Genomic DNA, 26,478 nt, shown 5'->3' with positions numbered 1-26,478 from the left:
GGCGTCAGGGCCGCGTCAGCTGCCGGCGCCGCTCGGCGCGCCCGCGCCGCTCGAAATGCGCGCGGGCGGAAGAATAGCGGCCGCGCGCGATCAGAAAAGCGACATCGGGATTGCGCGCGACATAGGCTTCGGCGTCGAAATTCGCCGGCGTCGCGAGGATGTCGTGCGGAATCATCTGCACGCGTCCTTCAATGCGGCCATAGCGCGCAAAATGCGCGCGACCGGAGAGGATGCGGCCGCGCCGCACCGATTCGGCCACATCGGGATTGGCGTAGAGATAGGCGCGCTCGTCGAAATTCTCGAGCGTCGCGACTTCGGCGCAGGTCGCTTCGGGAGGCAGCCTGTGGGTGGGCTCCCCGTGGTGCGGCGCTACGGACGCCAGAGCGCGCAGGCCGGACCAGAGCCGGCGCAGAGCGCGGCCGCCGGAATCGATGGCCGCTTCGAGCCGCAAGGGCGCCAGCGTCGCGGGGCCAATGCGCTCGCCGTGCTCATGGGCGCGCGCGGCCATGTCGTGAAAGCGCAGAAAATGCGCATAGCCGCGCGGATCGCGCCGATAGAGCTGGCCGAGAAGATCGTCGCCGGGCGGCGCCGCCGCGAGACGGCGCGCATCCTTCGCCTTGGGGCCGTGGAAATGCACGATGGATGCGCTCCATTCGACGCCCCAATAGGGCTTCCAATGCATTGCGAGCGGCAGATGGTCCCAGCGCCCGGCGAAATGCGCATTGAGGACTTCTTGATCGTAATGATGCGGGAGACCGAGAAAATCCCGCGCCCGCCGCAGCAGCGCGTCATATTCGGCGCGCATGGCCGGGATGTTGAGGAGCAGCACGCCCGAGCAGAATTGCGACCACTCATGCGGCTCGTGCTGGGGCGCGGCGGCGAAATAGCGCGGCCGCAGCGGCGACAGCTCGACCGGCCGGGCGAACAGCACGTCGCAATCGGTGTAGAGGACGAATTCGTCCTTCGTCTCGATAAGGGGAATTTCGAGCCGCAGAAAGGCGCCGGCGGCGATGGAGCGGCTCCAGTCCGGCGTCTCCGGCGTCGCCTCTATGGCCTCGATGAGGCCGGAGCGCCGGCTATGGATATGGACGGGCGCGTCATGGCCGAGACTGGCGCGGAGCCGGTCCGCTTCGCCATCGAAGACGAGATGCGGCTCGAGCCCCGCTATGTCGATCGCCGTGCGGGCGGCGACGCGCAAATGCTCGGCGTAGCGGTCGAGAGCCGACGCATTCAGGCAGGAATACCATTTCATCCGAAAGGATTCCCGCGTCGAAGCGTCGGCGCCGACGGATCAGGCCGTCTGCGGCAGCGCGGCCTTGGCCTTCTCGACGATGGCCTTGAAGGCTTCCGGCTGGGTGATGGCGAGCTCCGACAGAACCTTGCGGTCCACCGTGACGCCGGCCTTGGCGAGGCCGTCGATGAAGCGGCTGTAGGTCAGGCCCAGCTCACGCACGGCGGCGTTGAGGCGCTGAATCCACAGGGCGCGGAAGACGCGCTTCTTGGCCTTGCGGTCGCGCGTCGCATATTGCATCGAGCGATCGACCGCGGCCTTGGCGGCGCGGATGGTGTTCTTGCGACGGCCGTAGAAGCCTTTGGCGGCATCCAGGGTCTTCTTGTGCTTGGCGTGCGAGGTGACGCCGCGTTTGACGCGAGCCATGACATGATCCTTTCAGGAAATCCGAAATCGGGGGAAGGGGAGAAGCTCAGCCGTTGGGCAGGAAATACTTCTTGACGTTGTCGCCGTCCGTCTTGAACAGGACGGAGGTCCCGCGCAGATTTCGGATCTGCTTGTTGGTGCGCTTGATCATGCCGTGGCGCTTGCCCTTCTGGGCGTAGACCACCTTGCCGGTGCCGGTGATCTTGAAGCGCTTTTTGGCGCCCGATTTGGTCTTCAGCTTGGGCATTTTGCTCTCCTGGGCTCGAGGCCCTGTTCTGCGCGCCGGTCTCCCGGCGCTTTATTCGCGCGAGCGAAAAGAACCGCCACGGCAGCCCATCACTGGCCGGGCGGTTCGGAAGCGCGGCTTATAAGCGGAAAGACAGGAGGTTGGCAAGCCCGCGCGCCAAAGCCCTTCGGCGTGGCTGTTCTGAGACGGTCTACGCCCCGCGCTGCGGCTTGGCCAGCCGCCACAGCCACAGGCACAAGCCGAGCAGAACGATCAGCGCCACCGCGCTCGGCCATAGCGGCATGGAGGCGCCGCCGACCTGAATGTCCGGCTGCGTCGCCAGCCGCCCCGCCTGTCCGAGCGCCATAAGGCCGAAGATGACCGCCGCCACTTTCAATCCGGTGATCTGTGAATGCATCGCTTCGTCCTCCAGAAATCCTCGGTGCGCTCATATAAAAGCGTGCGCGGCGGGGAAAAGGGCGCGCCGCATTGCGGCGGCGCCTCGCTCGGCCTATCTGCAGGTCACATGCAGCGGAGGCTTGGATGCGGCAGCCGACGATTTTCATCTCTCACGGGGGCGGCCCCTGCTTCTGGCTCGACGGCCCCATCGCTAGCGCTTTCGAGGGGCTGAAGGCCTATCTCAGCGGCCTGCTCGCCTCTCTGCCGGAGCGTCCGCGCGCCATTCTCATCGTCTCGGCGCATTGGGAGGAGAAGCGGGTCACTCTTGGCGCGGCGAGAGCGCCCAACATGATCTTCGATTACTACGGCTTTCCCGAGCACACCTATCGCCTGAGCTATCCCGCGCCCGGCGCGCCGGAACTCACCGAGCGGGCGCGAGGTCTGCTGGCCGCGGCCGGCGTCGAGACGGCGCTGGACGCCGCGCGCGGCTTCGACCATGGCGTCTTCGTGCCCATGCTGATCGTCGATCCCGGCGCGACGATCCCGATTCTCACTCTGTCTTTGCGCGACGATCTCGATCCCGCCTTTCACATCGGCGTCGGCGCGGCGCTAGAGCCTCTGCGCGATGAGGGCGTTCTCATTCTCGGTAGCGGCAACAGCTTCCACAATCTGCACACTTTCTTCGACGGCGAGGCGAAGGCCGCCGCCGGCTTCGACGCCTGGCTGACCGAGGCCGCGACGAAGCCGAGCGCGGAGGCGCGCAATGCGCTGCTCGCGCAGTGGAGCGCGGCGCCTTTTGCGCGCGCGTGCCATCCGCGCGAGGAGCATCTTCTGCCGCTGATGGTCGTCGCCGGCTCCGCTGGAGCGGACGCCGGACGCCGCGTCTTTCGCGACGCGGTCATGAGCAAGGCGATTTCCGGCTTCGCCTTCGGCTGAGAGCCATTCCCGATCGCGCGTCGGGAAGGGCCGCTGACCGTTCACGCCGCGTCGCGCGCTTCCGCCGGTCCGAAATGATCGAGATAGCGCGCATCGATCTCGGCGACGCGCAAGACGACGAACACATCCGTCGTGTTGAACTTGCGATCGACGACGGCGCCGTCGCCGAATTTGGCCCCGCAGCGCAGATAGCCCTTTATCAGCGGCGGCAGCGCGCTCATCGCCTTGCGCGGATCGACGGCCTCTTTCGCCAGAATCTCCATCGGCACATGCATTTCGCGCCGCGCGCTCACGCGCCAATCCTCGTCGGCGCGCGCATGATGCGCGAGAAAGCTCAGCGCCGCCGCATGAGCGAGCGGATTGGCGCCCTCGAGACTCGCGCAGCCGATCATCGCATCGATGCGATGATGCCGCACATAAGCGAGAATGCCGCGCCACAAGAGCTCGATCGTGCGCTTGCTGCGATATTGCTCGAGCACGCAGGAGCGGCCGAGCTCGAGAAAACGCGTTCCGCCGTGGCGGGCGAGGAGCGGCGCAATGTCGTATTCGCCAGCGGAATAGAAGCCGCTCTTCTTCTGCGCGACATCGTCGCGTAGCAGCCGATAGGCCCCGACCACTTTGGGCTTGATCTTGCCGAAGCGCGTGCGCGCCGCATGATCGATGACGATGAGATGATCGCAGAATTTGTCGAAGCGATCGGCGTCGCGCCGCGTGATCGCGGCTTTGGCGTCGGGAATTGCGCCGCCCTTGCGAAAGAACACTTTGAAGCGCAGCCGCTGCGCCTTGCGGATTTCTTTTTTTCCGTTGGCGAGCCGCACCTCGAGCGAGCCGAGCCGCGCGAGCGCGCCGTCGAGTCCGTCATGCTTGTTCTTTTTCGGCTTCAGGAGATTTTGCGGCTGCAGCAGGGGAAAAGCGCCGGCGATGATCTTGCGGCCGGCGTCGGCGTGGATCGCCCACATTTCGCGTATCGTCTCCGCTCGTGTCGCGCTCGCGCTTTCGAGCGCTTCGGATCAGCGCGTTAGATCACGAGCGGGCGAAGCTTTTGTGACGACGTGCGGCGTTTGGACCGCGAGCCTTCGGGCTCGCATCGCGCGGGCGGCTCATCGAGACGGCGCGCAAAGATGCGCGCCGTCTCTTTCGTCTTTCCTCAGCGTCGGTGCGTCTCGGCCTGCGGGCCGGAGAGCAGCGGCGTGATTCGACGCACGGTCACGCGGCGATTCTCGCGCGAGGGGCCTCGCGTCCGCACTTTGAGATATTGCTCGCCATAGCCTTGCGTCGTCAGATTTTCCGGCGGCACGCCGAAGTCGCGCGACAATATCGTCGCCACCGCCTGCGCTCGGCGATCGGAGAGCGACAGATTGTCGACGTCCGAGCCCACCGCATCCGTATGGCCTTCGATCAGGAACACTTCGGCGGGATTGCGCTTGATCGCCTCGTTGAGCGCCTCCGCGACCAATACGAGACGTTGCGCCTGATCCGGCGTGATCGCCCAGGAGCCCGTGTCGAAATTGATCGTGTCTATATCGACGCTGCGCGTATAGGCGCGCACGGACGGGCTGTAGCGAATCTCGTCCAGCGTGTAGCGGCGCGGCATGGGCGCGAGCGGCGGCGCCGTCAGCGTCTCATAGATCAGACGCTCGTCGGCGGCGCCGTAATCGACGACATAGGCGTCCGGCGCGATTTCCACCGGCGGCGGCGGCAGCACGACCACCTCCTCCGCAAAGCCGCGCGGCGGACCGCGGAAGCCATTGTCGATGAGAATGATCTCGCGGCCGTCGGGGAAGCGGCGCAGGCGGCGCAGCAGCACGCCATTGGCGTCGGTGTAGGTCAGCACCTCGCCGCCATCGCGGCGGGCGTAGACGCTCACAAACTCCTCGCCGTGACGCTCGCTGCGCAAATTGCCGCCGAGCTCGCGGAAGCGCTCGTTCTCGTCGTGACGGATGAAGGCGCCGCCGCCTTCGCGCACGATGGTGCGGCCGGGCTCCTGCACGACGAGCACGCCGTCACGCTCGAATTGCTGGCGACGGGCATGGACATCGTCGAGCCGATGCGCGCCGGGCTGGCTCAACACGAAGCCGCCGACGAGGCCGGCCGCCGCGCCGATCGCCGCCGCAGCCGCCGGCGACACGCGTGGCCCGCCGCCGTGAGGCGGAGCCGGCGGTGGGCCGAGAGGCGGAGCCGGTTGTGAGGCGAGAGGCGGAGTCGGTTGTGAGACGAGAGGCGGAGTCGGTTGTGAGACGAGAGGCGGAGCCGGGGCGGCGGCTCCATGAGCGCCGCCGGCCTGGGGCGGAATATGAGCCGCGCCCGCGGCGCCGGGGACTGCCGCACTGGGAACCATGCCGGTCGGGGCTGCGGCGGATGGTGTGGCGGGCGGAACGGCGCCGGAGCCCCCCGGGGGCAGGAAGCGTCCGCCGGCGCCCGCATGATCGGCCGGGCCTCCGGGCGGCGGGCCGTTGGGCTGCGGCGCGCCTCCGCCGGGCGGAGCGGCGGAGGGCAGGAAATTGCCGCCCTGGTTTCCTACGGGCGGGGCCGCCGAATGCGGTCCGCCGAGATGCGCCGGCGCGCCGGCGGGTCCGGTCGGAGGGAGGTTATCGGCGCCATTGGCGGGCGGGGCCGTGGGATGGGACGGCGCCCTGGGGGCAGGGGGCGCCGATGGCGAAACAGAGGGCCGCTGCGCGGCGGGTGGCGCGACCACGGGCGCGGGAGGGCGCTCTGCGGAAGGACGCGGCGTCGGGACGACGGCCGGCATGGGCGCCGCATGAGGCGGCGGAGCTCGCTGGATCGGCGCGGCCTGCTGCGGCGCCTGGATGATCGCCGGCGCGCGCGGCTCTCGTGGGGGCGCCGCCCGCATTTGCGGATGCGCCATCGGCGGGACGCCGGCTCCCGGATAGGGGGCGGGCTGCGGCGCCGGGCGCGGTTCGGGCGGCGGCGCGGCGGGAGAATGCTGGATCGGCGCGGGATGGAACGGCGCCGCCGGCGGAGCCGTGGGGGCAGGCCGGGCTGCCGGCGGCCGAGGCGATTGCGGCGGCGAGCGCTTCTCGTGAGCGGGATCGAAGCCTTGCGGCGCGGCCTGCGCGAGCACGAGGCCTTGCGCCGCCGCGGCCGGCGCGACGCCGGCCTGCGGGCCGAGCGCCAATGACGGCGTCATCAGCCCCGCGAGCAGCAAATTTTTTCGTTTCGACATTCGGTTCTCCAAGATTCGCCATTCTCCACGATTTGCCGTGCGCCACGATCGTCGTTCTCGACGAGTCGGGCGTCCGTCGTCGCAATCCCCGCGCTGTGGTTGTGGCGCGGGCGCAGGGCGAAATTTTTTCTTTTTTGTGGCTGCGGCGAAGCGTGGGGCGGGAAAGTCAGATCGCCTCGCGCGCGCCGGCCGACGGGCGGCGCGCGTCCTCGATCGCCTGGAGGATCGCCGCCGACAGCGCGTCGAATTCGACGGGCTTGGTCAGCAGGAAATCGACTCCGGCCCCGCGCGCGGCGCGCTCGTCCTCCTCGAGCGCGCTGGCGGTGAGCGCGACGATCGGGCGGCGCCGCGCGCCCATGCGGGCTTCCTCCGCGCGAATCAGGCGCGTCGCCTCGAGGCCGTCGAGCTCGGGCATGAACACATCCATCAAAATGACGTCGAAAGGCCGGATGCGTCCGCCGATCGCCGATCGCGCCAGCTCGACGGCGCGGGCGCCGTCTTCCGCGCGCGTGACCAGCGCGCCGAGCTTCTCGAGATGGCGGCAGACGATCAGCGCATTGACGTCATTGTCCTCGGCGACGAGCACCCGGCGTCCCGAGAGCGTCGGCGGCGGCGCGACGAAATCCGCGTCGTTGCGGGTCGGCGGCGGCGCTGTGGACAGGCGCTCGACGAGCGAGGCCGCGCGCACCGGCTTCACCAGCCATCCGTCGAAATGGCGCAGCGCCGCCTCGCCGAAGGCGCGCCGCTCCATGGGCGAGAACATCAGGAAGACGCGGCCGGCGCCAGCGCGTCGCGCCTCGTCGGCGAGACGTTCGGTCGCCGCCTCGCCGAAGGCGCAATCGACGACGACCGTGTCGAAGCGGCCATCCGGCTCCTCGCCGAGGCGGCGCGCGGCTCGCGTCTCGTCGTCGGCGATCTCGGCCTGCGCGCCGGCGCCGCGCAAAATCTCGGCCATGAAGGGCCCTTCGAAAATCGTCGGCGAGACGATCAATGCGCGCGCTCCGGCGAGCGGCCGCTTGCGCTCGCGCGCGCGGTCGTCGAAGAGCGCGTGCGGGCCGCGCGGCAAAGTGAAGGCGAAGACGGCGCCGCGGCCCGAACTTTCTTCTATCTCCAGTCGGCCGCCCATCAGCGCGGCGAGATGGCGCGAAATGGCGAGGCCGAGGCCGGTGCCGCCGTGCCGGCGCGTCGAGGAGCCGTCGCCCTGCTCGAACTCCTCGAAAATAATGTCGCGCGCCGCCGGCGCGACCCCGGGGCCGGTGTCGGCGACGCGGAACACGAGCGCGCCCTCGGCGTCGCGCTCGACACGCAGGCCGACGCCGCCGCTCGCGGTGAAATTGACGGCGTTGCCGGCGAGATTGACCAGCACCTGGCGCACGCGCGCGGCGTCGCCGGCGACCGTCTCCGGCGCGTCCGGCGCGATATAGCTCGCGATTTCGAGATGCTTGGCCTGGGCGCGCGGCGCCAGCAGCTCGACGACGCCCTCGACCAGCGGCGCGAGCGCGAAAGGCTCGACCTCGAGCTCGATCTTGCCGGCCTCGATTTTGGAGAAGTCGAGAATATCGTCGATGAGCTGGGCGAGCGAGCGGCCGGAGGCGGCGATCGCCTCCACATAGCTCGCCTGTTCGGCGTCGAGCCGCGTCGCCGCCAGCAATTGCGCGAGGCCGAGCACGCCATTGAGCGGCGTGCGGATTTCATGGCTCACCGTGGCGAGGAAGCGCGATTTGGCCTGGCTCGCGGCTTCGGCGCGGTCGCGCGCGGCGGCGGCGGCGCGCAGCTCCCAGATTTCGTCGCGCAATCCCTCGAGCTCGGTCTCCACCGCTCGGCGCCGGCGCGTTCGGCGCGCGCGCGCGAGCCACAGCCAGCCCGCCGCGGCGAAGGCCGCGAGAGAAGCGAGCGCGATGAGAACGCAAGAGGGAACAGCAGGCATTCGGGCGGTCCAGAACCTTTTCGATCGACCTCGTTGTTTCACGACAATCGAGAGAAAGTATGAATTGGCGGGGGAAGCGCGAGCCGAACCTCGGCGCTTCGCTAATGAAGGCTTGCGCAGGCTCTCGAAAAAGCCGGACTTTTTCCGGCTCAGGCGGCGACCCGTGCGCGGGCGGAGCCGCCGCGATAGGCGAGCGCTTCGGCGAGATGGCGACGCGTCACGGCCTCGGAGCCGTCGAGATCGGCGATGGTGCGGGCGAGCTTCAGCGCGCGATGGAAGCCGCGCGCCGAGAGCGCCAGACGTTCGGCCGCATCGCGGATCAGCGCCGTCCCAGAGGCGTCGAGCGCCGCGATTTTCTCGATCGCGCTCGCCGGAGCGCTGGCGTTGGTGGCGTCGCCCGGAAGGCCGAGCTTCTCGTAACGTCGTCGCTGGCGGTCGCGCGCGGCGGCGACGCGGGCCGCGACCTCGGCCGAGCCCTCGGCCGGAGGCGGCAGCACGAGATCGGCCGCCGAGACCGCCGGAACCTCGATCCGAAGATCGAAACGGTCGATCAGCGGGCCCGAGAGCCGCGCCTGATATTGCGCGACGCAGCGCTCATTGGGCTGGCGGCGGCAGGCGAAGCCGGGGTCGAGCGCATGGCCGCAGCGGCACGGATTCATCGCCGCGACGAGTTGGAAACGGGCCGGATAGACGGCGCGGTGATTGGCCCGCGAGACGAGGATTTCGCCGGTCTCCAGCGGCTGCCGCAGGCTGTCGAGCGCCTGCGCCTGAAACTCCGGCAATTCGTCGAGGAACAGAACGCCATTATGGGCGAGCGATATCTCGCCCGGCCGCGCATGGGAGCCGCCGCCGGCGAGCGCCGCCATGGAGGCCGAATGATGCGGCGCGCGAAACGGCCGCCGATCGGTGAGCTCGCCGCCGGCGATCTCGCCGGCGACGGAATGGATCATCGAGACTTCCAGCAGCTCCCGCGGCGACAGCGGCGGCAATATGGACGGAAGCCGCGCCGCCAGCATGGATTTGCCGGCGCCGGGCGGGCCGTTCATCAGCAGATTGTGGCCGCCGGCCGCCGCGATTTCCAGCGCCCGCTTGGCGCTCTCCTGGCCCTTGATGTCGGCGAGGTCCGGCAGGCCCGCCGCAATGGCGCGCACCGCCGGCGCGGGCCGGGAGAGAACCTGCGTTCCTTTCAGATGATTGACGAGCTGGATCAGCGACCGCGGCGCGACCACTTCCATTTCGTTGGACGCCCAGGCGGCCTCCGGCCCGCATTGACGCGGGCAGATGAGCCCTTGGCCGCGCATATTGGCGGCGACCGCGGCGGGCAGAACGCCGGCGACCGGCGCGATGGCGCCGTCGAGTCCCAATTCCCCGAGCACGGTGAAGCCGTCCAGCGCGTCCGACGGAATGGCGCCGATCGCCGCCATCACGCCGAGCGCGATCGGCAGATCGTAATGGCTGCCTTCCTTGGGCATGTCCGCCGGCGCGAGATTGACGGTGATACGCTTGGCCGGCAGCGCGAGTCCGGAGGCGACGAGCGCCGCCCGCACCCGCTCCCGCGATTCGGCGACGGCCTTGTCGGCGAGGCCGACGAGCGTGAACACCACATTGCCGCTGGCGATCTGCACTTGAACGTCGACCGGCTTGGCTTCGATCCCTTCGAAGGCGACCGTCGAGACCCTGACCACCATGGCGACAGCTCCGAACCCGTTTTCCAATCGCTCAGACGCAAACGTCGCCATAGTAGACGCGCCGCCCCGCCTCGGCAAGAACAATATGAGAACGAAATTTTGCCGCGCTTCGGCAACGGCCCGCTAACCGGCGAGAGCTAGTCTCGCCGGCCGGACGAGCAGGATGGGTTTTTTGAGGATTTGCGAAACGACGCCATCGTGCGGCCGCGCTCGCGTGACCTAAAGAGCGCGAATTTCCCTGAACGCGGGTAGGCGAAATGGCTCGGAAAAAACGAAAGACGTCGGTCTTTGGCGTTGCGGCTGTCGTGGCCTGCGCCTCGGTTTTGGGCTTCGCGCCGGGCTTGGGCGCGGCGAGCGCGCGAGCGGCCGAATGCGGGCGCAATGGCGAGGGGTTCGAGGCTTGGCTCGGCGGCTTCGAGCGAGAGGCCGCGGCGGCGGGAATTTCAAAGCCGACGATCGATGCGGCGCTCGGCGACGTCTTCTATGATCGCTCGGTGATCTCGCACGACCGCGGGCAGAAGGTGTTTCGCCAGACTTTCGAGCAATTTTCGGCGCGCATGGCCAATTCGTTTCGCGTCCGCAAGGGGCGCTCGCTGCTGCAGAAACATGCGGCGCTGTTCAAGCGCATCGAGCAGAAATATGGCGTGCCGGGGCCGGTTCTCGTCGCCATATGGGGGCTGGAGACGGATTTCGGCGCTTATCTCGGCGATTTCGCGACGATTCGGGCGCTGGCGACGCTCGCTTATGATTGCCGGCGTTCGGAAAAATTCCGCGGCGAATTGCTCGACGCTCTGCGCATCGTCCAGCGCGGCGATCTCGATCCCGCGCAAATGCGCGGCGCCTGGGCCGGCGAAATCGGCCAGACGCAGTTCATGCCCTCGTCCTATTTGAAATTCGCCGTCGATTTCGACGGCGACGGCAAGCGCGATCTCGTTCACAACACGGCGGATGTGCTCGCCTCCACCGCCAATTTCCTGCAGGGCTCCGGCTGGAAGCCGGGCGCCGGCTGGAACGAGGGCGAGCCCAATTTCCCCGCGCTGCTCGAATGGAACAAGGCGAAGGTCTATTCCAAGACCATCGCGCTGCTCGCCGAGAAGATCGGAGGCGCCGGCGACTGAGCGGCCTTCGCGGCTCGGCGGATTATTCCGCCGGCTCGGCGTCCGCCGTCTTCAGCGGATGTATCGGCCGATGCCGCAGATAGACGAAGAACATGGCGACGACGCCTATGCCCATCAGCAGATAGAGGGGGAGCGTGCGCATGAAGCTCATTCCCACAGAGAAGGGAAAGCGCGACACCCATCGCTCGCCATGCTCGCCGGTCACGGTGACGATGCCGACGAAATAGCCCGCGTCGGGAAAATAGTGCTCGAAATTGATCGTGCCGGTCGGATAGAGGCGCGGACCGCGATAGGCGACAGTGACCGCGTCGATATCGGCATTCTCCTTCTCCTCGCCGCCGACGTCTTTGACGATTCGGATCTCCACCGCCATGTCGCGCAGCTCGTCCTGCTCGGCGTCGAGCGCGATGATGGTGTGGCCGGTCGCCGGAATATCCTCGCAGAACTCGTTTTTCGAGGCGTCGGGAAGATAGCCGGTGAAATTCATGATGTCGGGGCCGACGAACAGGCGGCATCGCCCTTCGGCGGAGCCGAGCCGGCCATGCGCCGAGGCGGGCGACGCCGCGGCGAGCAGCGTCAGCAGCAGGACGAGGAGAGCGGGCGGAGAGAAACGAGTCGCAGAGCGTAGAAACCCATCGATCGACCGCCAGAACGGGGCAAGACCGCTGTCGGGCATGATGATTCCCCCATGGAGCATTTTGTGCGCGCCTCGTTTCCCCGGACAGGCTCGCTCCGACGACGAAACGAGAGCCGGATCGCGAGACCCGGTCGCTCGCCGCCCGCGACAATGCGGCATGTTAGCGCATTCTCCGGGAGCGGCAAGAGCGCGAGCGGGCGGCGCGAGCGGCGAGTGGAGCGATCTGCGCTCTTCCCATCGCCCGCGATAGTTTTCGAACGCGGCGGGCGATCAATACTGCATGTTTTTCTTGAAGCTTGTTGGACGAGGCGCGGACTTCGCCGGATTTGCCGCGCGGACTCTTGTTTTTCCTCCGCTCGCACGCCATATTCGGCGGCGAGGACCGCGCCGATTGGCCGGATGACCGGCCGCGCGGCCTTTTACGAGAGGATGCTATGTCCAATTTCGACCGCAACACGAGCTTCGGCTATCGGGGCGGCGTCTCCCGAGCCGGCACGGCCGAGATCGACCAGGGCCTGCGCGCCTACATGCTCGGCGTCTACAATTACATGGTGCTGGGTCTCGGCGTCACCGGCCTGGTGGCGCTCGGCACGCATATGCTCGCCGTCGCCAAGGAAGGCGGCCGGCAGATCGCGCTCACCCCCTTCGGCCAGATGCTCTACACGAGCCCGCTGAAATGGGCGGTGATGCTCGCGCCCTTGGCGTTCGTGTTCTTTCTCGGCTTTCGCGCCGACCGCGTCTCCGCTGCGACGGCTCGCAACCTGTTCCTCGCCTTCTCGGCGGTGATGGGCCTGTCGATGTCGTCGATCATGATCGTGTTCACCGGCGCGTCGATCGCCAAGGTGTTCTTCATCACTGCTGCGGCCTTCGGCGGTCTCAGCCTTTATGGCTACACCACGAAGCGCGATCTCTCGGCCTTCGGCTCTTTCCTGGTGATGGGCCTGATCGGCTTGGTGCTCGCGAGCCTCGTCAATCTGTTCTTCCAGAGCACCGTGATGCAGTTCGCTCTGTCGATCCTGTCGGTGCTCATCTTCGCGGGCCTCACCGCCTGGGACACGCAGTCGATCAAGGACGGCTATTATCAGAGCGCCGGCTATGGTCACGAGGTGGTGGCGAAGCAGAGCATCTTCGGCGCGCTGTCGCTCTATCTCGACTTCATCAACATGTTCCAGTCGCTGCTCTACCTCTTCGGCGAGCGCAACGACTGATCGCGCGACGCGCGAGCGACAGAGAATGAGAAGGCCCCGCTCCGGCGGGGCCTTTTTTGCTTCGGCGAAAGTTCAATCGCGCACCAATTCCAGCTTTTTCTGCAGCACGGCGACGACGCGCGCGAGATCGTGGCCGCGGCGCATCACCAGCCCGCCGGCGGCGACGACGCAGAAGGCGCCCTGGCGGCGGGCGAGCTCGGGGTTTTTCTCGATGCGATAGAGCGGCGCCTCGCTGGCGCGGCGAAAGATCGAGAACATGGCCTTGCCGGGAGAAAAATCGATCGCATAATCGCGCCATTCGCCGGCGGCGACCTTGGCGCCGTAGAGATCGAGCAAGAGCCGCAATTCGCGCCGGTCGAAGGACACGAGCGGAGCGCTTTTCTCGGGCGCGGCTTTCGGGCGATCCTTGTCGTTGGTCCCGCGGCCTGCCACGACGGCGAGCAGGCCGCGCCGCCTGCTGGGTTCGGTCGTCTCCGTCTCGCTCATGCCGCTGTCCCCATTTCTCGCGCATGATCGCGCGGCAAATGCGGGAGGGCAAGACAAAGATGACAATCCGGCGACGATCGGTCCTGCGCGCAAAAGACGAGATTTCACATTTTCGCCAATATCGAGCCCCTTGTCCGCCAAAGGAGGCGACCAATATCTAGCCTATTGCCTCGACAGGCTCGAGAAGTGGTTTTTCCGGATTTCGTCAGCCCCCCAGCCCCCCGGAAGGGCGCTTTTCGAGCAGCGTGAGTTCGTGGCGATGGACGGGCCGGCCGAGCACGCTCGGGCGGCCCGTCTTGTTTTGCGCGCGCGCCTTTCGTTCTCGCGCGCCGCTCATCGCGGCGAGCGATCTTGCAACTTCGCCGACGATCCCCGATATCAGCCGCGCGCTCCGCTCGAGGCGGCTCGGGCAGGGGCATTGCCGATCAATGACGATCTCTATATCCCGGCCAGCGCCCGCGCGCCGTCGGCCATGCTTCCATTTTGCGGGAAGCGGCGCGGGGCGAGGCCGACAGACAAGCGGAGACGACGCCCGTGAACGATCACGCCGAAACACATACGATCGACGCAGCCGAGCGCAGCGATTACGGCTTCCAGGCCGATGTCGCGCGGCTCCTGGAGCTGATGACTCATTCGGTCTATTCGGAGCGCGACATTTTTCTGCGCGAGCTCGTGTCCAATGCGGCGGATGCGATCGAGAAGCTGCGCTTCGAATCGGTGGCGAACGAAGCGCTGGCGGCGCAGGCCGGCGCGCCGCTCGTCACCATTGCGCTCGACAAGGAGGCCCGCACGCTGAGCGTCGCCGATAATGGCGTCGGCATGTCGCGCGAGGATCTCGTCGCCGCGCTCGGCACCATAGCGAGTTCCGGCACGCGCGCCTTTCTCGATGAGCTCGCGGCCAAGGGCGGCGATGAGCAGGGCGGCGAGAAGGGCGGAACTCTGATCGGACGTTTCGGCATCGGCTTTTATTCCGCCTTCATGGTCGCAGATCGCATCGAAGTGGCGACCCGCCGCGCCGGCTCTGCGGACGCATTTCTCTGGACGTCGGAAGGAAAGGGCTCGTTTCAGATCGCGCCGCTCGCCGTGGCGGACGCGCCCGCGGTCGGCACGAAGGTGACGCTGCATCTCAATGCGGAATCCGAGGAGTTCCTCGAGCCTTATCGCATCGAGCAGATCTTGCGCGAGCATTCGGGCGCCATAGCGATACCGATCGACCTCGTCGAGGAGAAGGGCAAGGAGCCGCGCCGCCTCACCGACGGCTCGGCGCTGTGGACGCGGCCGAAATCGGAGATCAGCGAACAAGACTATAAGGATTTCTATCAGCAGATTTCCGGCCAGTTCGATGAGCCGGCGCTCACCATTCATTGGCGCGCCGAGGGGCGCACCGAGTATACGGTGCTCGCCTTCGCGCCCGGCTCGCGGCCCTATGATCTCTTCGATCCGCAGCGCAAGAGCCGCTCCAAGCTCTATGTGCGCCGCGTGCTGATCTCGCGCGAGGCCGATCTTCTGCCGCCATGGCTGCGCTTCATGCGCATCGTCGTCGACAGCGCCGATCTGCCGCTCAACGTCTCGCGCGAGATGGTGCAGAACAATCCGATCATTGGCGCCATCCGCAAGGCGATCGGCACGCGCGTGCTCAAGGAGCTTTCCGATCTCGCCGCCAATGATTCGGAGAAGTTCGCCGCCCTGTGGAAGAATTTCGGAGCCGTCATCAAGGAGGGCCTGCACGAGGACCCCGTGCGCCGCGACGAGATTTTCGCCATTGCGCGATTTTCGACGGCGCAGCATCCGGACGGCGGGCGCAGCCTGAAGGACTATGTCGAAAATCTGCGGCCCAATCAGACCGCGATCTATTACATCGCCGGCGACGACAAGAAGCGGCTCGCCGCCAGCCCGCAGCTCGAGGGCTATCGCGCCAAGGGCATAGACGTGCTGCTGCTCGACGATCCGGTCGACTCCTTCTGGGTGACGAGCGCCGTCGGCTATGACGGCAAGCCGTTCAAATCGGTGACGCAGGGCGCAGCCGACATCGACGCCGTGCCGACGCCGGAAGGCGCCGCCGACACGCCGCCGGCGGAAGCGAGCGCGGAGGTCGCGCTGCTCACCGCAATGTTGAAGGAGACGCTCGGCGGAGAGGTCGAGGATGTGCGCGTCTCGACGCGTCTTCGCGAGAGCCCCGCCTGTCTCATCGCCGCCGATCACGGCTTCGATCTCCAGCTCGCGCGCATGTTGCAGGAGAGCGGCAATAAGGGCGTCTTCGGCAAGCCCGTGCTGGAGATCAATCCGCGTCACGAGGCGGTGCTCGCGCTCGCGCAAAAGGCCAAGGCCGATCGCGCCGGCGCGGAGGACGGCTTCTGGCTGCTGTTCGACACCGCCCGCATCGCCGATGGCGAGGCGCCGCTCGATGCGGCTGCTTTCGCCAAGCGCGTCGCCGCTCTGCTCGCCAGAGCGTGACGCAGATCGCGGCTCTCGCGCTCGAGGACGCGACGCGCGCCGCGGCGCTCGACGCGGTCGCGGCTTTGCTCGCGCGCTGCGGCGTCGAGGATGCGCGCCGCGACGCGCGCGCGCTTTTGCTCGCCGCCGGCGGCTTCACTGCGGCGGAGCTGCTGCTCGATCCTGCGGCGAAGCTCGGCGCGGCGGCCTGCGCGCGGCTGCGCGATTATGCGCAGCGCCGCGCGGCGCGCGAGCCGGTGTCGCGTATTCTCGGCGAGCGCGGCTTCTGGACGCAGGATCTCCTCGTCGCGCCGCGCGTGCTCGATCCGCGCCCCGATACGGAAACGCTGATCGAGCTTTCGCTCGAGCTCATAGGCGAGCGGCGGCGCGAGCCTTTGCGCATTCTCGATCTCGGCGTCGGCTCGGGCGCCATTCTCTGCGCTCTGCTCGCCGAGCTCCCCGAGGCGGGCGCGATCGGCGTCGATCTTTCCGCCGCGGCCTGCGCCGCCGCCGCGGTCAATCTGTCGCGCTGCGGCTTCGCGCGGCGCGCTTCGATTCTGCGCGGACGTTGGGCGGATGCGCTCGCGGCGCGTTTCGATCTCATCGTCTCCAATCCGCCCTATATCGCCAGCGGCGAACTGGATGGGCTCGAGCCGGAGGTGCGTCTTCACGATCCGCGCCTCGCGCTCGACGGCGGCGCGGATGGATTGGACTGCTATCGCGAGATCGCCGAGCAATTGCCGCGTCTGCTCGCGCCATCGGGCGCCGCTGTGCTCGAGGCGGGCGACGGCCAGGCGCGCAGCCTCGTCGCGCTCTTGGCCGAGAAAGGCCTCGCTCCGGCCGGAATTCGCAAGGACGCCGGCGGACGCGAGCGCGCCGTCGCCGCGCGGCGCCGAGACTGACGCGCGCTCCGGTCGTGACATATTGGCTACACCTCCTATTTATATGAGCGACGTAACAACCGCGCCCTTGGCGAGCCTGCCCGGGTAGACTATAGTCGCCTGCGAAAACACGCTGATCGTCGTGAGCGACGCCGAGCGCGGATGTAGGGGGATACGGCCGGTCCCCGAATTTTTGCCGATGGCGCGCATCCCGCGCCGCAAGGGCCGGCGTCCGGCGCCGCCGTTCGAACCCGAAAAGACGTTGCATGGTCGGGCTCGTCCCGCGAGATGCGAGCAATCGACGGGCGAGCGTGAGCGGCGGTTTCGGCCACTGGGCCTCGGTTCGACCGACGGCGATTTCGTTCGGCTGTGGTTAATGGCGTGAGGCGAAGCGCAGGCGGCGCTCGCGTCGAGTCGACGACTTCGAGCCTGTCTTGCTACGGGCCGAGACGAGCAGCCGAGCGTGCTCTCGTTCGGCGAAGCTTTCGAGCGTTGGCGGCGCTCGAGCGAAATTATGAATTCGGCGCGGTTCGTCCATAGGACGCGGCGCCGTGCGTGCGATCCATGCCGGGATCGTGCAAGCGACAGAACGGACAAACGCCGCTCGAGACCGAGCGGATCGGCTCCGTTGGATCGGGCTTTGCGACGATGGCCGCGCCCGGCTTCCGCCTCTGACGCAGTTTCGAGCGTTTGTCTCTTTCGGCGCGTTCGGCCGAAGCACGACGCGCCGAGCCGGCAAAGCGTAAGGACCTTCTCTGGGGATATTCGATGAGACCAGGACAGAATAAACGCATCCGCGGCCGCAATGGCGGCCGAAAAGGACCCAATCCCCTCACACGCTCCTACGAATCGAACGGTCCCGACGTAAAGATTCGCGGCACCGCTCAGCATGTCGCCGAAAAATATCTTCAGCTCGCCCGAGACGCGCAATCCTCCGGCGACACGATCATGGCCGAGAGCCTGCTTCAGCACGCCGAGCACTATTTCCGTCTGATCGCGGCCGCTCAGGCCGCGCAGCAGCAGGCGCAGGGCGGCTATGGCGGTCGTCCTTATGAGGCCGCCGATTCCGACGTCGACGACGATGACGATTTCAGCGGCGTCTCGGACCGTTTCGCGCCGCTCTCCGAGCGCCTGCCGCAGACCGCCGGCTATCAGCCGCCGCAGCAGCAGCCCTATGCGGCCGCGCCCTATGCGCAGCCGACGCCGCAGCCGCAATTCGCGCCGCAGCCGCAGCCTTTCGAGGAACGCCCGATCGGCGATCGTCCGGTCAATGAGCAGCCGCGCTATGAGCGTCAGCCGCGTCAGGATCGTGGCGGGATGGATCGCGGGGATCGTGGGGGCTTCCGCGATCGCCGCGAGCGCGACCGCAATGTCGGCGAGCAGAACGCCGAGAGCGGCGGCGAGCGGCCGCATCGGCAGAATTTCGATCGCAATCGCGAGCGTCGCTTCCCGCCGCGCGCGCAACCGGCCGCGCAGGACGAGGCGCCGGCCGCGGCGCTGCCGTCCTTCATCACCGCCGCGCCGATTCGCACGGCCGGCGCTGATGAGAGCGAGGCCTTCGCGCGCACCGAGCGCGCTGCGGTCCGCGAGCATGAAGAAGCCGCCGCGGGCTTTCATCTGAACCAGCGCCGTCGCCGTCGCACGCGTCCGCCGGGCGATGAGGCCAATGGCAATGTCGCTTCCGGCGACGAGCAGCCGCGCACGGGCGAGCTGCCGCTCGCCGATTGATCGAAACGTTGCGGCGCGCCCGTCAGAGCGCCGCGCGTCTTTGCCCGCGCAGCGCCCGCTGGGCGAGAATCTTGTCGATCCGGCGGCCGTCCTTGTCGAGAACTTCGAAGCGCCATCCATGCGCGTCGAAGCTCTCGCCGATCTCCGGCAGATGGCCGGCGTGCGCCAGAACGAAGCCGGCGGCCGTCTGATAGCTCCGGTCCTCGGACGCGGGCATTGCGAGCAGCTCCAGCATTTCGTCGGCGGGCATAGCGCCGGAAATGAGCCATGAGCCGTCGTCGCGCTGCACGGCATGAGGTTCGGGCGGGCCTTCCGCCGTCCCGAATCCGCCGGCTATCGCCTCGAGAATGTCGGCGTCGGTCACGATCCCCTGGAAGTGGCCATATTCGTCGAAGACCAGCGCGACATGGACGGAGGCGCGCTTGATCATCTCGACCACGTCCAGCGCATCGGCGGAGGCCGGGACGATCGGCGCCTGGCGCACGAATTCGCTCGGCTGCGGGCTCTCGCCGCGCAGATATGAGTCGAGCAGGTCCTTCGCCTGCAGCACGCCGAGCATGTTCTCGGTCTTGCCGCGATAGGCGGGCAGCCGCGAATGGACGCTGGCGATGATCGCCGCACGGATCGTCTCCGGCGAATTGTCGAGATCGATCATGTCGACCTCGCCGCGCGGCGTCATCACGCCGCGAACCGGCCGATCGCCGAGACGCATGACGCCGGCGATCATCGCGCGCTCGCCCGGCTCCAGAACGCCGGCCGTCTCGGCCTCGGCGACGAGCGCTCTGATCTCCTCGTCCGAAACCAGATGCGCGCCCGCCGCGCCATAGCCGAGCGCACGCAGAAGCGCGCGTCCGGAGAGGTCGAGAAGGAAGACGAGCGGCGCGGCGATCCGAGCCAGCACGCTCATGACCGGAGCGACGGCGGAGGCGATCCGTTCTGGATCGCGCAGGGCGATCTGCTTGGGCACGAGCTCCCCGACGATCAGCGACACATAGGTGATCGCCGCGACGACGACACCGACGCCGAGCGTCTCCGACATGGCCGGAGACAGGCCTCGAGAGGCGATCCATTCGGAGAGCCGCGCGCCGAGAGTCGCGCCGGAGAAGGCGCCGGACAGCACGCCGATCAGCGTGATGCCGATTTGAACGGCGGAGAGAAATTTTCCAGGATCGGAAGCGAGGACGAGGGCGGCGCGCGCGCCGGGAACCCCGCGCTCCGCCGAGGCTCTGAGGCGCGCAGGGCGCGCCGATACGACGGCGAGCTCCGCCATCGCGAGCGCGCCATTGACCATGGTCAAGGCGATGACGACGGCAATTTCCAAGTAAGGCATAAATGCGAGCATAGCCGCGCCGTCGCCGTCCCGCGAGTCCCCCTTTCGGGTCGGCAACGATCGCGTGAGTGCAAAAACGCCGCTTCGCCCTCGCCGTTCGAGCGGGAATCCTCGCGCTCCAGTCGTCGCACCCTCTTTTCGAGCGCGAGGGTCTTTCCCATATCGGCCGTGAAGGTCGCCGCAAGGGGCCGTTTTCACGCCATATAGGGACGAGGCGCGCCGCTTTGCGTGGCGTCTCGAGGCCGGAGGGGTTCCATGAATTTCGACAAATACACGACGCGCGCGCAGGGCTTCGTGCAGGCCGCGCTGTCGCTCGCGACGCGTGAGGGCAATCCGCAGCTCACGCCCGAGCATGTGTTGAAAGTGCTGCTCGACGATGAGCAGGGCCTGTCCGCCGGCCTCATCGATCGCGCCGGCGGCCGCTCGCGCGAGGCGCTCGCCAAGACGGAAGCCGCTCTCGCCAAGCTGCCGAAAGTCTCCGGCGGCGGCGCCGGACAGCCCTCGCTCAATCAGGCCACCGCGCGGCTCTTCGACAATGCCGAGAAGCTCGCGCAAAAGGCCAGCGATTCCTACGTGACCGTGGAACGCCTGCTGCTGGCCCTCGCCCTCGAGAAGGGAACGGACGCCGCGCGCATACTGAGCGAGGCCGGTGTGACGCCGCAGACGCTCAACGCCGCCATCGAGGATTTGCGCAAGGGCCGCACCGCCGATTCGTCCTCCGCCGAGAGCGCCTATGATTCGCTGAAGAAATATGCGCGCGATCTCACCGAGGCGGCGCGCGAGGGCAAGCTCGATCCGGTGATCGGCCGCGACGAGGAGATTCGCCGCACCATTCAGGTGCTGTCGCGCCGCACCAAGAACAATCCCGTGCTGATCGGCGAGCCCGGCGTCGGCAAGACGGCGATCATCGAAGGGCTGGCGCTGCGCATCGTCAATGGCGACGTGCCCGAATCGCTCGTGGACAAGAAGCTGCTCGCGCTCGACATGGGCTCGCTGATCGCCGGCGCGAAATATCGCGGCGAGTTCGAGGAGCGTCTGAAGGCGGTGCTCAACGAGATCACCGCCGCGCAGGGCGGGATCATATTGTTCATCGACGAGATGCATACGCTGGTCGGCGCCGGCAAGGCCGATGGCGCGATGGACGCCTCCAATCTGCTGAAGCCGGCGCTGGCGCGCGGCGAATTGCATTGCGTCGGCGCGACCACGCTCGACGAATATCGCAAGCATGTGGAGAAGGACGCGGCGCTGGCGCGGCGTTTCCAGCCCGTCTTCGTCGATGAGCCGACGGTGGAGGACACCATCTCCATTCTGCGCGGGCTGAAAGAGAAATACGAGATGCACCATGGCGTGCGCGTCACCGACGCCGCGATCGTGGCGGCGGCGACGCTCTCGAATCGCTACATTTCGGACCGTTTTCTGCCGGACAAGGCGATCGATCTCGTCGACGAGGCGGGCTCGCGGCTGCGGATGCAGATCGATTCCAAGCCCGAGGAATTGGACGAGCTCGATCGTCGCATCATTCAGCTGCGCATAGAGCAGGAGGCTCTGCGCAAGGAGACCGATCCGGCCTCGAAGGATCGGCTCGCCAAATTGGAGACGGAGCTCGCCGAGCTGACCGAGAAATCATCGGCGCTCACGCAGCGCTGGAAGTCCGAGAAGGACAAGCTCGGCGTCGCCCAGAAATTGAAGGAGCAGTTGGAGAACGCCCGCAACGAGCTGGCGCAGGCGCAGCGTCGCGGCGAGTTTCAGCGCGCCGGCGAGCTCGCCTATGGTCTGATCCCAGATCTCGAGCGCAAGCTCGCGGCGAGCGAGAAGGAAGGCGCGCAGAAAATGCTCGAGGAGGAGGTCACTCCCGAGCATGTCGCGCAGGTCGTCTCGCGCTGGACCGGCATTCCCGTCGATAAGATGCTCGAAGGCGAGCGCGAGAAGCTGCTTCATATGGAAGACGAGCTGGCGCGCCGCGTCGTCGGGCAAAAGGAGGCGGTCGCCGCCGTCTCCACTGCCGTGCGCCGCGCCCGCGCCGGTCTGCAGGACCCCAATCGGCCGATCGGCTCCTTCATCTTCCTCGGGCCGACCGGCGTCGGCAAGACGGAGCTGACCAAGGCGCTGGCCAATTTCCTCTTCGACGACGAGACCGCTTTGGTGCGGCTCGACATGTCGGAATATATGGAGAAGCACTCGGTCGCGCGTCTGATCGGCGCGCCTCCCGGCTATGTCGGCTATGAGGAGGGCGGCGCGCTCACCGAAGCCGTGCGGCGCCGGCCCTATCAGGTCGTGCTGTTCGACGAGATCGAGAAGGCGCATCCCGATGTGTTCAATGTCCTCTTGCAGGTGCTGGACGACGGCCGCCTGACCGACGGCCAGGGCCGCACGGTGGATTTCAAGAACACGCTCATCATCATGACGTCCAATCTCGGCGCCGAATTCCTGGTGATGCAGCAGGAGGGCGAGGATTCCTCCGCCGTGCATGACGAGGTGATGCAGGTGGTGCGGTCGCACTTCAGGCCGGAGTTCCTGAACCGCGTCGACGAGATCATCCTGTTCCACCGCCTGCGGCGCGAGGATATGGGCGCGATCGTCGATATTCAGATCCTGCGGCTGCAAAAGCTGCTGGACGATCGCAAGATCACGCTGAAGCTCGACGAGAAGGCGCGCGCTCTGCTCGCCGCCAAGGGCTACGACCCCGCCTATGGCGCGCGGCCGCTGAAGCGCGTGATCCAGAAAGAGCTGCAGGACCCGCTCGCCGAGGCGCTGCTCGGCGGCGACATTGTGGACGGCTCGACGGTGTGGGTCTCCACCGACAGTCAAGGGCTGACGCTGGACGGGCGGCCGATCGGACGGCGGAGCTTCGGGGCTGAAAAGGCGGCGTGAGCAATGAGATGAGGTGGGGGCGCCGAGCGCGCCCTCATCCGACCTCGCCATTAGCCCGGCGCTTGCGACGGGCGTCCTCTCGGACGCCCTATGGCGAGGCCACCTTGTCCCACGAGTGGGAGAAGGAAGGGATGCGGCGTCATTTTTCCGCGAGAGTTTCCAGAGCGGCGCCGGTCATGCGGCAGATTTTCCATTCATGCATCAGCTTTGCGCCCTGCGCCTCGTAGAAGGCGATGGAGGGCGCGTTCCAATCCAGCACCGACCATTCGAAACGGCCGAGTCCCTCGGCGACGCAACGGCGCGCGAGATGGGCCAGCAGCGCCTTGCCTATGCCGGCGCCGCGAAATTGCGGGCGCACGAAAATATCCTCGAGCCAGATTCCGTGCCGGCCACGAAAGGAGGAAAACGTATAGAACCACAGCGCGAATCCCGCCGGCGCGCCGTCCCATTCCGCGATGTCGGAGAAGACGCGCGGATTGTCCCCGAACAGCGCTTCGGCGAGCATTTCCTCCGACGCTTCGACCTCATGCGAGAGCTTCTCATAATCCGCGAGCTCGCGCACGAAAGCGACGACCAGCGCGCTATCCGCGCGCGCGGCGGGGCGGATGCGGATCACGCCTCCTCGTCCTCAGTGGTCTCGTCCTCGACGATCAACGCCGCGCGAACGAGCCCGCGCACGGAATTGCCGAAATAGAACTCCGCATCGCCGGCAAAATCCTCGAGCCGCAGCACGGCCTCGCGCGCCTGGCCGCTGGCGAGAAGATGCGCGCGCAACGTCCCCGGCAACAGCCCGCTGGCGAGCGGCGGCGTCAGCAGCACGCCATCGCGTGCGAGAAAGACATTGGTGCGCGCGCCCTCGCAGACTTCGTCGCGCTCATTGCGAAACAGCACTTCGTCGGCGCGGCAGCGCATCGCCGCTTCGGCCAGCTCGCGCTCATAGAGCTCGCGCCGAGTCGTCTTGTGACGCAGCATCGGATCATCGGATTCGAATCGCGCCTCGGCGATAGCGACGCGCCAGATCGTGTCGGGCGTGATCGCGTCGATCGGCAGCGAGCTGGCCTCGAAACGTCCGTCGCGGCCGAGCGCATAGCGCACGCGCAGACGGTCATCGAGCGGATCGGCGACCTCCTCGTTCAGCGCCGCGAGAAAGGCCTCGTCGCTATGGAGAAAGCCGAGCGCGCGCGCCGAGGCGGAAAGCCGCGCGACATGCTCGTCCAGATAGAGAAAACCGCCGTCCTGCGTCCACAGCAGCGTTTCGATCAGGCCGAAGTCTTCGCTCCGGTCAGGAATTTCGCCTTGATCAGACATTCCTCATATTCCTCGCGCGCCCGCGAATCGGCGACGACCGCAGAGCCGACATTGCAGACGAGCTCCCCATCGGGGAAAAGTGTGAGCGTGCGGATCGCCACATTGAAACGGATCGCCCCATCGGGCTCGATGAGGCCGAGCGAGCCGCAATAGACGCCGCGGGGCGCGCATTCGAGATCGCGAATAATCTCCATGGCGCGGATTTTCGGGGCGCCGGTCACGGAGCCGCAGGGGAAGAGCCCGGCGAAGAGATCGGCGAGCGTCACGCCCGCGCGCAGCTTCGCCTCTATGCCGGAGGTCATCTGATGCAGCGTCGGATAGGTCTCGACGGTGAAGAGATCGGTCACGCGCACCGAGCCGACCTCCGAGAGGCGCGAGAGATCATTGCGCAGAAGATCGACGATCATCAGATTTTCGGCGCGCGATTTCTCGTCCTGCGTCAGCAGCGCGGCGCGCGCCATATCCTCGGTCGGAAGAAAGCCGCGCCGTGCGGTTCCTTTCATCGGCCGGGCGCGGATCACGCCTTCGCAGGCGTCGAAAAAAACCTCCGGCGAGAGCGAGACGATTTTCTCCTCGCCGAGCGCGACCACGCCGCCATAGGCGACCGGCTGGCGCTTGCGCAGTGCGCGATAGAGCGCCGTCGCCTCGCCCTCATAGCGGCCATGCATGGGGAAGGTCAGATTGATCTGATAGACGTCGCCCGCATAGATGAACTCGCGGCAGGCGTCGAAGCGCTCGGTATATTCGGCGAGGCTCCAGGCCGGGGTCAGCGCGATCTCGACCGGCGCGGTCTCGGTCGCCAGCGAGGCGGCGTTGCGCCACTCATATTGGCGCGGCGCGCGAAACGCGCCGAACAGCAGCAGCGGCGTGCGCGCCTGGGGCACGGGGCCGCCCGCGAATTTGGCCTCCAGCGCATAGCCCAGCTCATAGCCGGCGTAGCCCGCGAGAAAGAGCCCGCGCCGCGTCGCCGCCTCCATGCGCGCGAAAGCCTGCGGGACCTCCGCCGCCGTATCGGCGCGGATGATCTCCTCCGGCTCGTCGAAGAGCAGGGCGGCGCCGTTTCGTCCGTCCTCGAAGACGACGAAGGGGCCATCGGGCGCCTTATTGGGGTCGAAAGGCTCGCGCCCGCGAAGCTCGGCGATATGGAACATGAGGGACGCGGCGCTCCGGTTCGGAAAGCGCATCTTATATCAGCCGGGCCTGCGGATGAAGCCGCGAGTTGGAGCGTGTTTCGCGCTCCCCGGCGATCGTCTGATTTACGAGCCGGGCGGCTCTTGGCGAATAGGCAATGGTTGCCTATAAATTGGAGGCGGAGGCTCGATGCCGACGATCCGCCGTTTCGCCAATTGCAAGATCGCGATCTATGCGGACGATCATCTCCCGCCGCATTTCCATATCGAAGGTCGAGGCTTTCGAGCCTTGGTCGAGATTGAGACCCTGGAGGTTCGGGCGGGCGACGTTCGCAGAGCCGCTGAGGCGCTCGAATGGGCGGCGTCGAACAGAGACCTGCTGCGGGCCGAATGGAATCGGATCGTTCGGAGGGACTGAGCATGGAAGACCATGGCCCCAATATCCGCGCGATCCGCGCGGGCGACGGCCGCCAGCTGCTGGTGACCTGGAAGGGCGGCGCCGAGAGCCCGGTGGATGTCGGCGCGTATATCGCGCGTTACGCGATATTCGCTCCCTTGCGCCAGGACGACGTCGCATTCCGCGCGGTGTCCGTCGGCGAATGGGGCTGGTGCGCTCATTGGAGCGACGAGATGGAAATCGCCTCCGACACGCTCTGGTGTCTGGCGCTGGAACAGGGGAGCGCTCGGCTTCGGGGATGGCGCGAGGCGCATGGGATGACGCAAGCCGAAGCGGCGTCGGCCTTGGGCGTCAGCCCACGCATGTGGCGCTATTACGAGGCGGGAGAACATCTGCTGCCCAAAACCGTCCGTCTCGCTTGCGTCGGCTTCGACGCGAAGGCCGATGCGGCGTGAGGCGCGATGATCTGGATGGCCGCGCCATTCATGGCGGAGCTCCCGAGCCTTTCGCCGGCGCGATTTTGTCGAGCAGCCGGATCAGCTGCTCGGTCTCGGCCGCGCTCAGCTCGGAGAAGGCGCTCCGCAAGGCGTCGGCCAGCAAGGGAGCCGCGCGTTCGAGCAGCTCTCTTCCCGAATCCGTCAGATGATGGCGGATCGCGCGGCCGGAACCGCTCACCCGCTCGACGAGGCCGCGTTTCGCCAATTTGCTCACCAGCTCGCCGACGGATTGATCGGTCATCAGGCTCGCCTCGGCGAGCGCATGGGTGGATAGGGCCGGATTGGCGCGAATTCGCTCGAGGACGACCCAGAGCGCCATCGTCAGGCCCACGCTCGCCAGAGATCGATCGAAGGCGGCGCTCTTTGCGGCTTGCGCGCGCTTCAGCCCGAGCGCCGCCGCCCTCAATCGCTCATCGACCATATAAGGCTCCTTTCAT

Annotated in this window: 24 protein-coding genes; 9 read left to right on the top strand and 15 right to left on the bottom strand. The window is 67.2% G+C overall.

All coding sequences use genetic code 11. The features are described 5' to 3' along the window. Positions 1 to 4: 4 nt before the first annotated feature. From FMZ75_RS11850 to FMZ75_RS11835, 4 genes are all read right to left on the bottom strand, one after another. A complete protein-coding gene (locus FMZ75_RS11850) occupies positions 5 to 1,252 on the bottom strand; it encodes a hypothetical protein (protein WP_166142993.1) in 1,248 nt (415 codons plus the stop codon). A 39-nt stretch (positions 1,253 to 1,291) separates the two neighbouring features. Then, positions 1,292 to 1,657: a 50S ribosomal protein L20 gene (gene rplT / locus FMZ75_RS11845; RefSeq protein WP_018264711.1), complete on the bottom strand. Its 366-nt coding sequence runs from the start codon at positions 1,655 to 1,657 to the stop codon at positions 1,292 to 1,294. 46 nt (positions 1,658 to 1,703) lie between these two features. Further along, positions 1,704 to 1,904: a 50S ribosomal protein L35 gene (rpmI, locus tag FMZ75_RS11840; RefSeq protein ID WP_018264712.1), complete on the bottom strand. Its 201-nt coding sequence runs from the start codon at positions 1,902 to 1,904 to the stop codon at positions 1,704 to 1,706. Positions 1,905 to 2,094: 190 nt separating this feature from the next. Further along, the gene (locus FMZ75_RS11835) at positions 2,095 to 2,301 is read right to left on the bottom strand and encodes a hypothetical protein (protein WP_246728916.1); all 207 of its coding nucleotides are present in this window, start codon (positions 2,299 to 2,301) and stop codon (positions 2,095 to 2,097) included. A gap of 125 nt (positions 2,302 to 2,426) precedes the next feature. On the opposite strand from FMZ75_RS11835, the gene FMZ75_RS11830 reads away from it, so the two are divergent. Beyond that, positions 2,427 to 3,218, top strand: coding sequence for a class III extradiol ring-cleavage dioxygenase (locus tag FMZ75_RS11830; RefSeq protein WP_166142991.1), 792 nt, complete (start codon positions 2,427 to 2,429; stop codon positions 3,216 to 3,218). A gap of 41 nt (positions 3,219 to 3,259) precedes the next feature. On the opposite strand, the gene FMZ75_RS11825 is transcribed toward FMZ75_RS11830, so the two are convergent. The 4 genes from FMZ75_RS11825 to FMZ75_RS11810 form a co-directional block, all read right to left on the bottom strand. Continuing rightward, entirely contained in the window at positions 3,260 to 4,177 is a 918-nt protein-coding gene (locus FMZ75_RS11825) for a GNAT family N-acetyltransferase (RefSeq protein WP_166142989.1), read from the bottom strand. A gap of 188 nt (positions 4,178 to 4,365) precedes the next feature. Then, a complete protein-coding gene (locus FMZ75_RS11820) occupies positions 4,366 to 6,402 on the bottom strand; it encodes an OmpA family protein (RefSeq protein ID WP_166142987.1) in 2,037 nt (678 codons plus the stop codon). Positions 6,403 to 6,568: 166 nt separating this feature from the next. Continuing rightward, a complete protein-coding gene (locus FMZ75_RS11815; RefSeq protein ID WP_166142985.1) occupies positions 6,569 to 8,329 on the bottom strand; it encodes an ATP-binding protein in 1,761 nt (586 codons plus the stop codon). A 149-nt stretch (positions 8,330 to 8,478) separates the two neighbouring features. Next, the gene (locus tag FMZ75_RS11810; RefSeq protein ID WP_166142982.1) at positions 8,479 to 10,017 is read right to left on the bottom strand and encodes a YifB family Mg chelatase-like AAA ATPase; all 1,539 of its coding nucleotides are present in this window, start codon (positions 10,015 to 10,017) and stop codon (positions 8,479 to 8,481) included. A 257-nt stretch (positions 10,018 to 10,274) separates the two neighbouring features. Here FMZ75_RS11810 and FMZ75_RS11805 point away from each other — a divergent pair, with 257 nt between their 5' ends. Then, positions 10,275 to 11,135, top strand: a complete 861-nt coding sequence (locus FMZ75_RS11805; protein ID WP_246728914.1) for a lytic transglycosylase domain-containing protein — start codon at positions 10,275 to 10,277, stop codon at positions 11,133 to 11,135. 22 nt (positions 11,136 to 11,157) lie between these two features. Here the strand turns inward: FMZ75_RS11805 and FMZ75_RS11800 are convergent, their stop codons facing one another. Continuing rightward, positions 11,158 to 11,832, bottom strand: coding sequence for a hypothetical protein (locus FMZ75_RS11800; RefSeq protein ID WP_246659854.1), 675 nt, complete (start codon positions 11,830 to 11,832; stop codon positions 11,158 to 11,160). 374 nt (positions 11,833 to 12,206) lie between these two features. On the opposite strand from FMZ75_RS11800, the gene FMZ75_RS11795 reads away from it, so the two are divergent. After that, positions 12,207 to 12,980, top strand: coding sequence for a Bax inhibitor-1/YccA family protein (locus tag FMZ75_RS11795; RefSeq protein WP_142863037.1), 774 nt, complete (start codon positions 12,207 to 12,209; stop codon positions 12,978 to 12,980). Positions 12,981 to 13,052: 72 nt separating this feature from the next. Here FMZ75_RS11795 and FMZ75_RS11790 read toward each other — a convergent pair whose 3' ends face one another. Continuing rightward, positions 13,053 to 13,466, bottom strand: coding sequence for a DUF2794 domain-containing protein (locus FMZ75_RS11790; RefSeq protein ID WP_166142980.1), 414 nt, complete (start codon positions 13,464 to 13,466; stop codon positions 13,053 to 13,055). A 534-nt stretch (positions 13,467 to 14,000) separates the two neighbouring features. Between FMZ75_RS11790 and htpG the strand changes: the two genes are divergently transcribed. From htpG to FMZ75_RS11775, 3 genes are all read left to right on the top strand, one after another. Further along, positions 14,001 to 15,920, top strand: coding sequence for a molecular chaperone HtpG (gene htpG / locus FMZ75_RS11785; protein WP_142863039.1), 1,920 nt, complete (start codon positions 14,001 to 14,003; stop codon positions 15,918 to 15,920). Then, a complete protein-coding gene (prmC, locus tag FMZ75_RS11780) occupies positions 15,917 to 16,801 on the top strand; it encodes a peptide chain release factor N(5)-glutamine methyltransferase (protein ID WP_343219792.1) in 885 nt (294 codons plus the stop codon). The genes htpG and prmC overlap by 4 nt, the downstream gene beginning before the upstream one ends. A 747-nt stretch (positions 16,802 to 17,548) precedes the next feature. After that, positions 17,549 to 18,508: a DUF4167 domain-containing protein gene (locus tag FMZ75_RS11775; protein WP_166142978.1), complete on the top strand. Its 960-nt coding sequence runs from the start codon at positions 17,549 to 17,551 to the stop codon at positions 18,506 to 18,508. A gap of 22 nt (positions 18,509 to 18,530) precedes the next feature. Here FMZ75_RS11775 and FMZ75_RS11770 read toward each other — a convergent pair whose 3' ends face one another. Continuing rightward, a complete protein-coding gene (locus tag FMZ75_RS11770) occupies positions 18,531 to 19,850 on the bottom strand; it encodes a hemolysin family protein (protein WP_166142976.1) in 1,320 nt (439 codons plus the stop codon). Positions 19,851 to 20,093: 243 nt separating this feature from the next. Here FMZ75_RS11770 and clpB point away from each other — a divergent pair, with 243 nt between their 5' ends. Continuing rightward, positions 20,094 to 22,709, top strand: a complete 2,616-nt coding sequence (gene clpB, locus FMZ75_RS11765) for an ATP-dependent chaperone ClpB (RefSeq protein WP_166142974.1) — start codon at positions 20,094 to 20,096, stop codon at positions 22,707 to 22,709. 139 nt (positions 22,710 to 22,848) lie between these two features. On the opposite strand, the gene FMZ75_RS11760 is transcribed toward clpB, so the two are convergent. Genes FMZ75_RS11760 through FMZ75_RS11750 form a run of 3 tightly spaced genes read right to left on the bottom strand, consistent with a single transcriptional unit; the run spans position 22,849 to position 25,168 of the window. Further along, positions 22,849 to 23,325, bottom strand: coding sequence for a GNAT family N-acetyltransferase (locus tag FMZ75_RS11760; protein ID WP_166142972.1), 477 nt, complete (start codon positions 23,323 to 23,325; stop codon positions 22,849 to 22,851). Further along, positions 23,322 to 24,017, bottom strand: coding sequence for an aminotransferase class IV family protein (locus FMZ75_RS11755; protein ID WP_166142970.1), 696 nt, complete (start codon positions 24,015 to 24,017; stop codon positions 23,322 to 23,324). Before FMZ75_RS11755 ends, FMZ75_RS11760 begins: the two co-directional genes overlap by 4 nt. Then, positions 23,969 to 25,168 (bottom strand): aminodeoxychorismate synthase component I, encoded by a 1,200-nt coding sequence (locus tag FMZ75_RS11750; RefSeq protein WP_166142968.1) that lies wholly within the window; start codon positions 25,166 to 25,168, stop codon positions 23,969 to 23,971. Before FMZ75_RS11750 ends, FMZ75_RS11755 begins: the two co-directional genes overlap by 49 nt. Before the next feature lie 169 nt (positions 25,169 to 25,337). On the opposite strand from FMZ75_RS11750, the gene FMZ75_RS11745 reads away from it, so the two are divergent. Both FMZ75_RS11745 and FMZ75_RS11740 read left to right on the top strand, forming a co-directional pair. Then, a complete protein-coding gene (locus FMZ75_RS11745) occupies positions 25,338 to 25,565 on the top strand; it encodes a DUF4160 domain-containing protein (RefSeq protein WP_166142966.1) in 228 nt (75 codons plus the stop codon). Between the two features lie 2 nt (positions 25,566 to 25,567). Next, positions 25,568 to 25,999 (top strand): helix-turn-helix domain-containing protein, encoded by a 432-nt coding sequence (locus tag FMZ75_RS11740; RefSeq protein WP_166142964.1) that lies wholly within the window; start codon positions 25,568 to 25,570, stop codon positions 25,997 to 25,999. A 28-nt stretch (positions 26,000 to 26,027) separates the two neighbouring features. Here the strand turns inward: FMZ75_RS11740 and FMZ75_RS11735 are convergent, their stop codons facing one another. After that, positions 26,028 to 26,462 carry a MarR family winged helix-turn-helix transcriptional regulator gene (locus FMZ75_RS11735; RefSeq protein ID WP_166142962.1) on the bottom strand — a complete coding sequence of 145 codons (435 nt, stop codon included), beginning with the start codon at positions 26,460 to 26,462 and terminating at the stop codon, positions 26,028 to 26,030. Positions 26,463 to 26,478 lie beyond the last annotated feature (16 nt).

Source organism: Methylosinus sp. RM1 (assembly GCF_011378635.1).
Taxonomy (GTDB): domain Bacteria; phylum Pseudomonadota; class Alphaproteobacteria; order Rhizobiales; family Beijerinckiaceae; genus Methylosinus; species Methylosinus sporium.
This window is presented reverse-complemented; position numbering and strand designations above follow the sequence as displayed.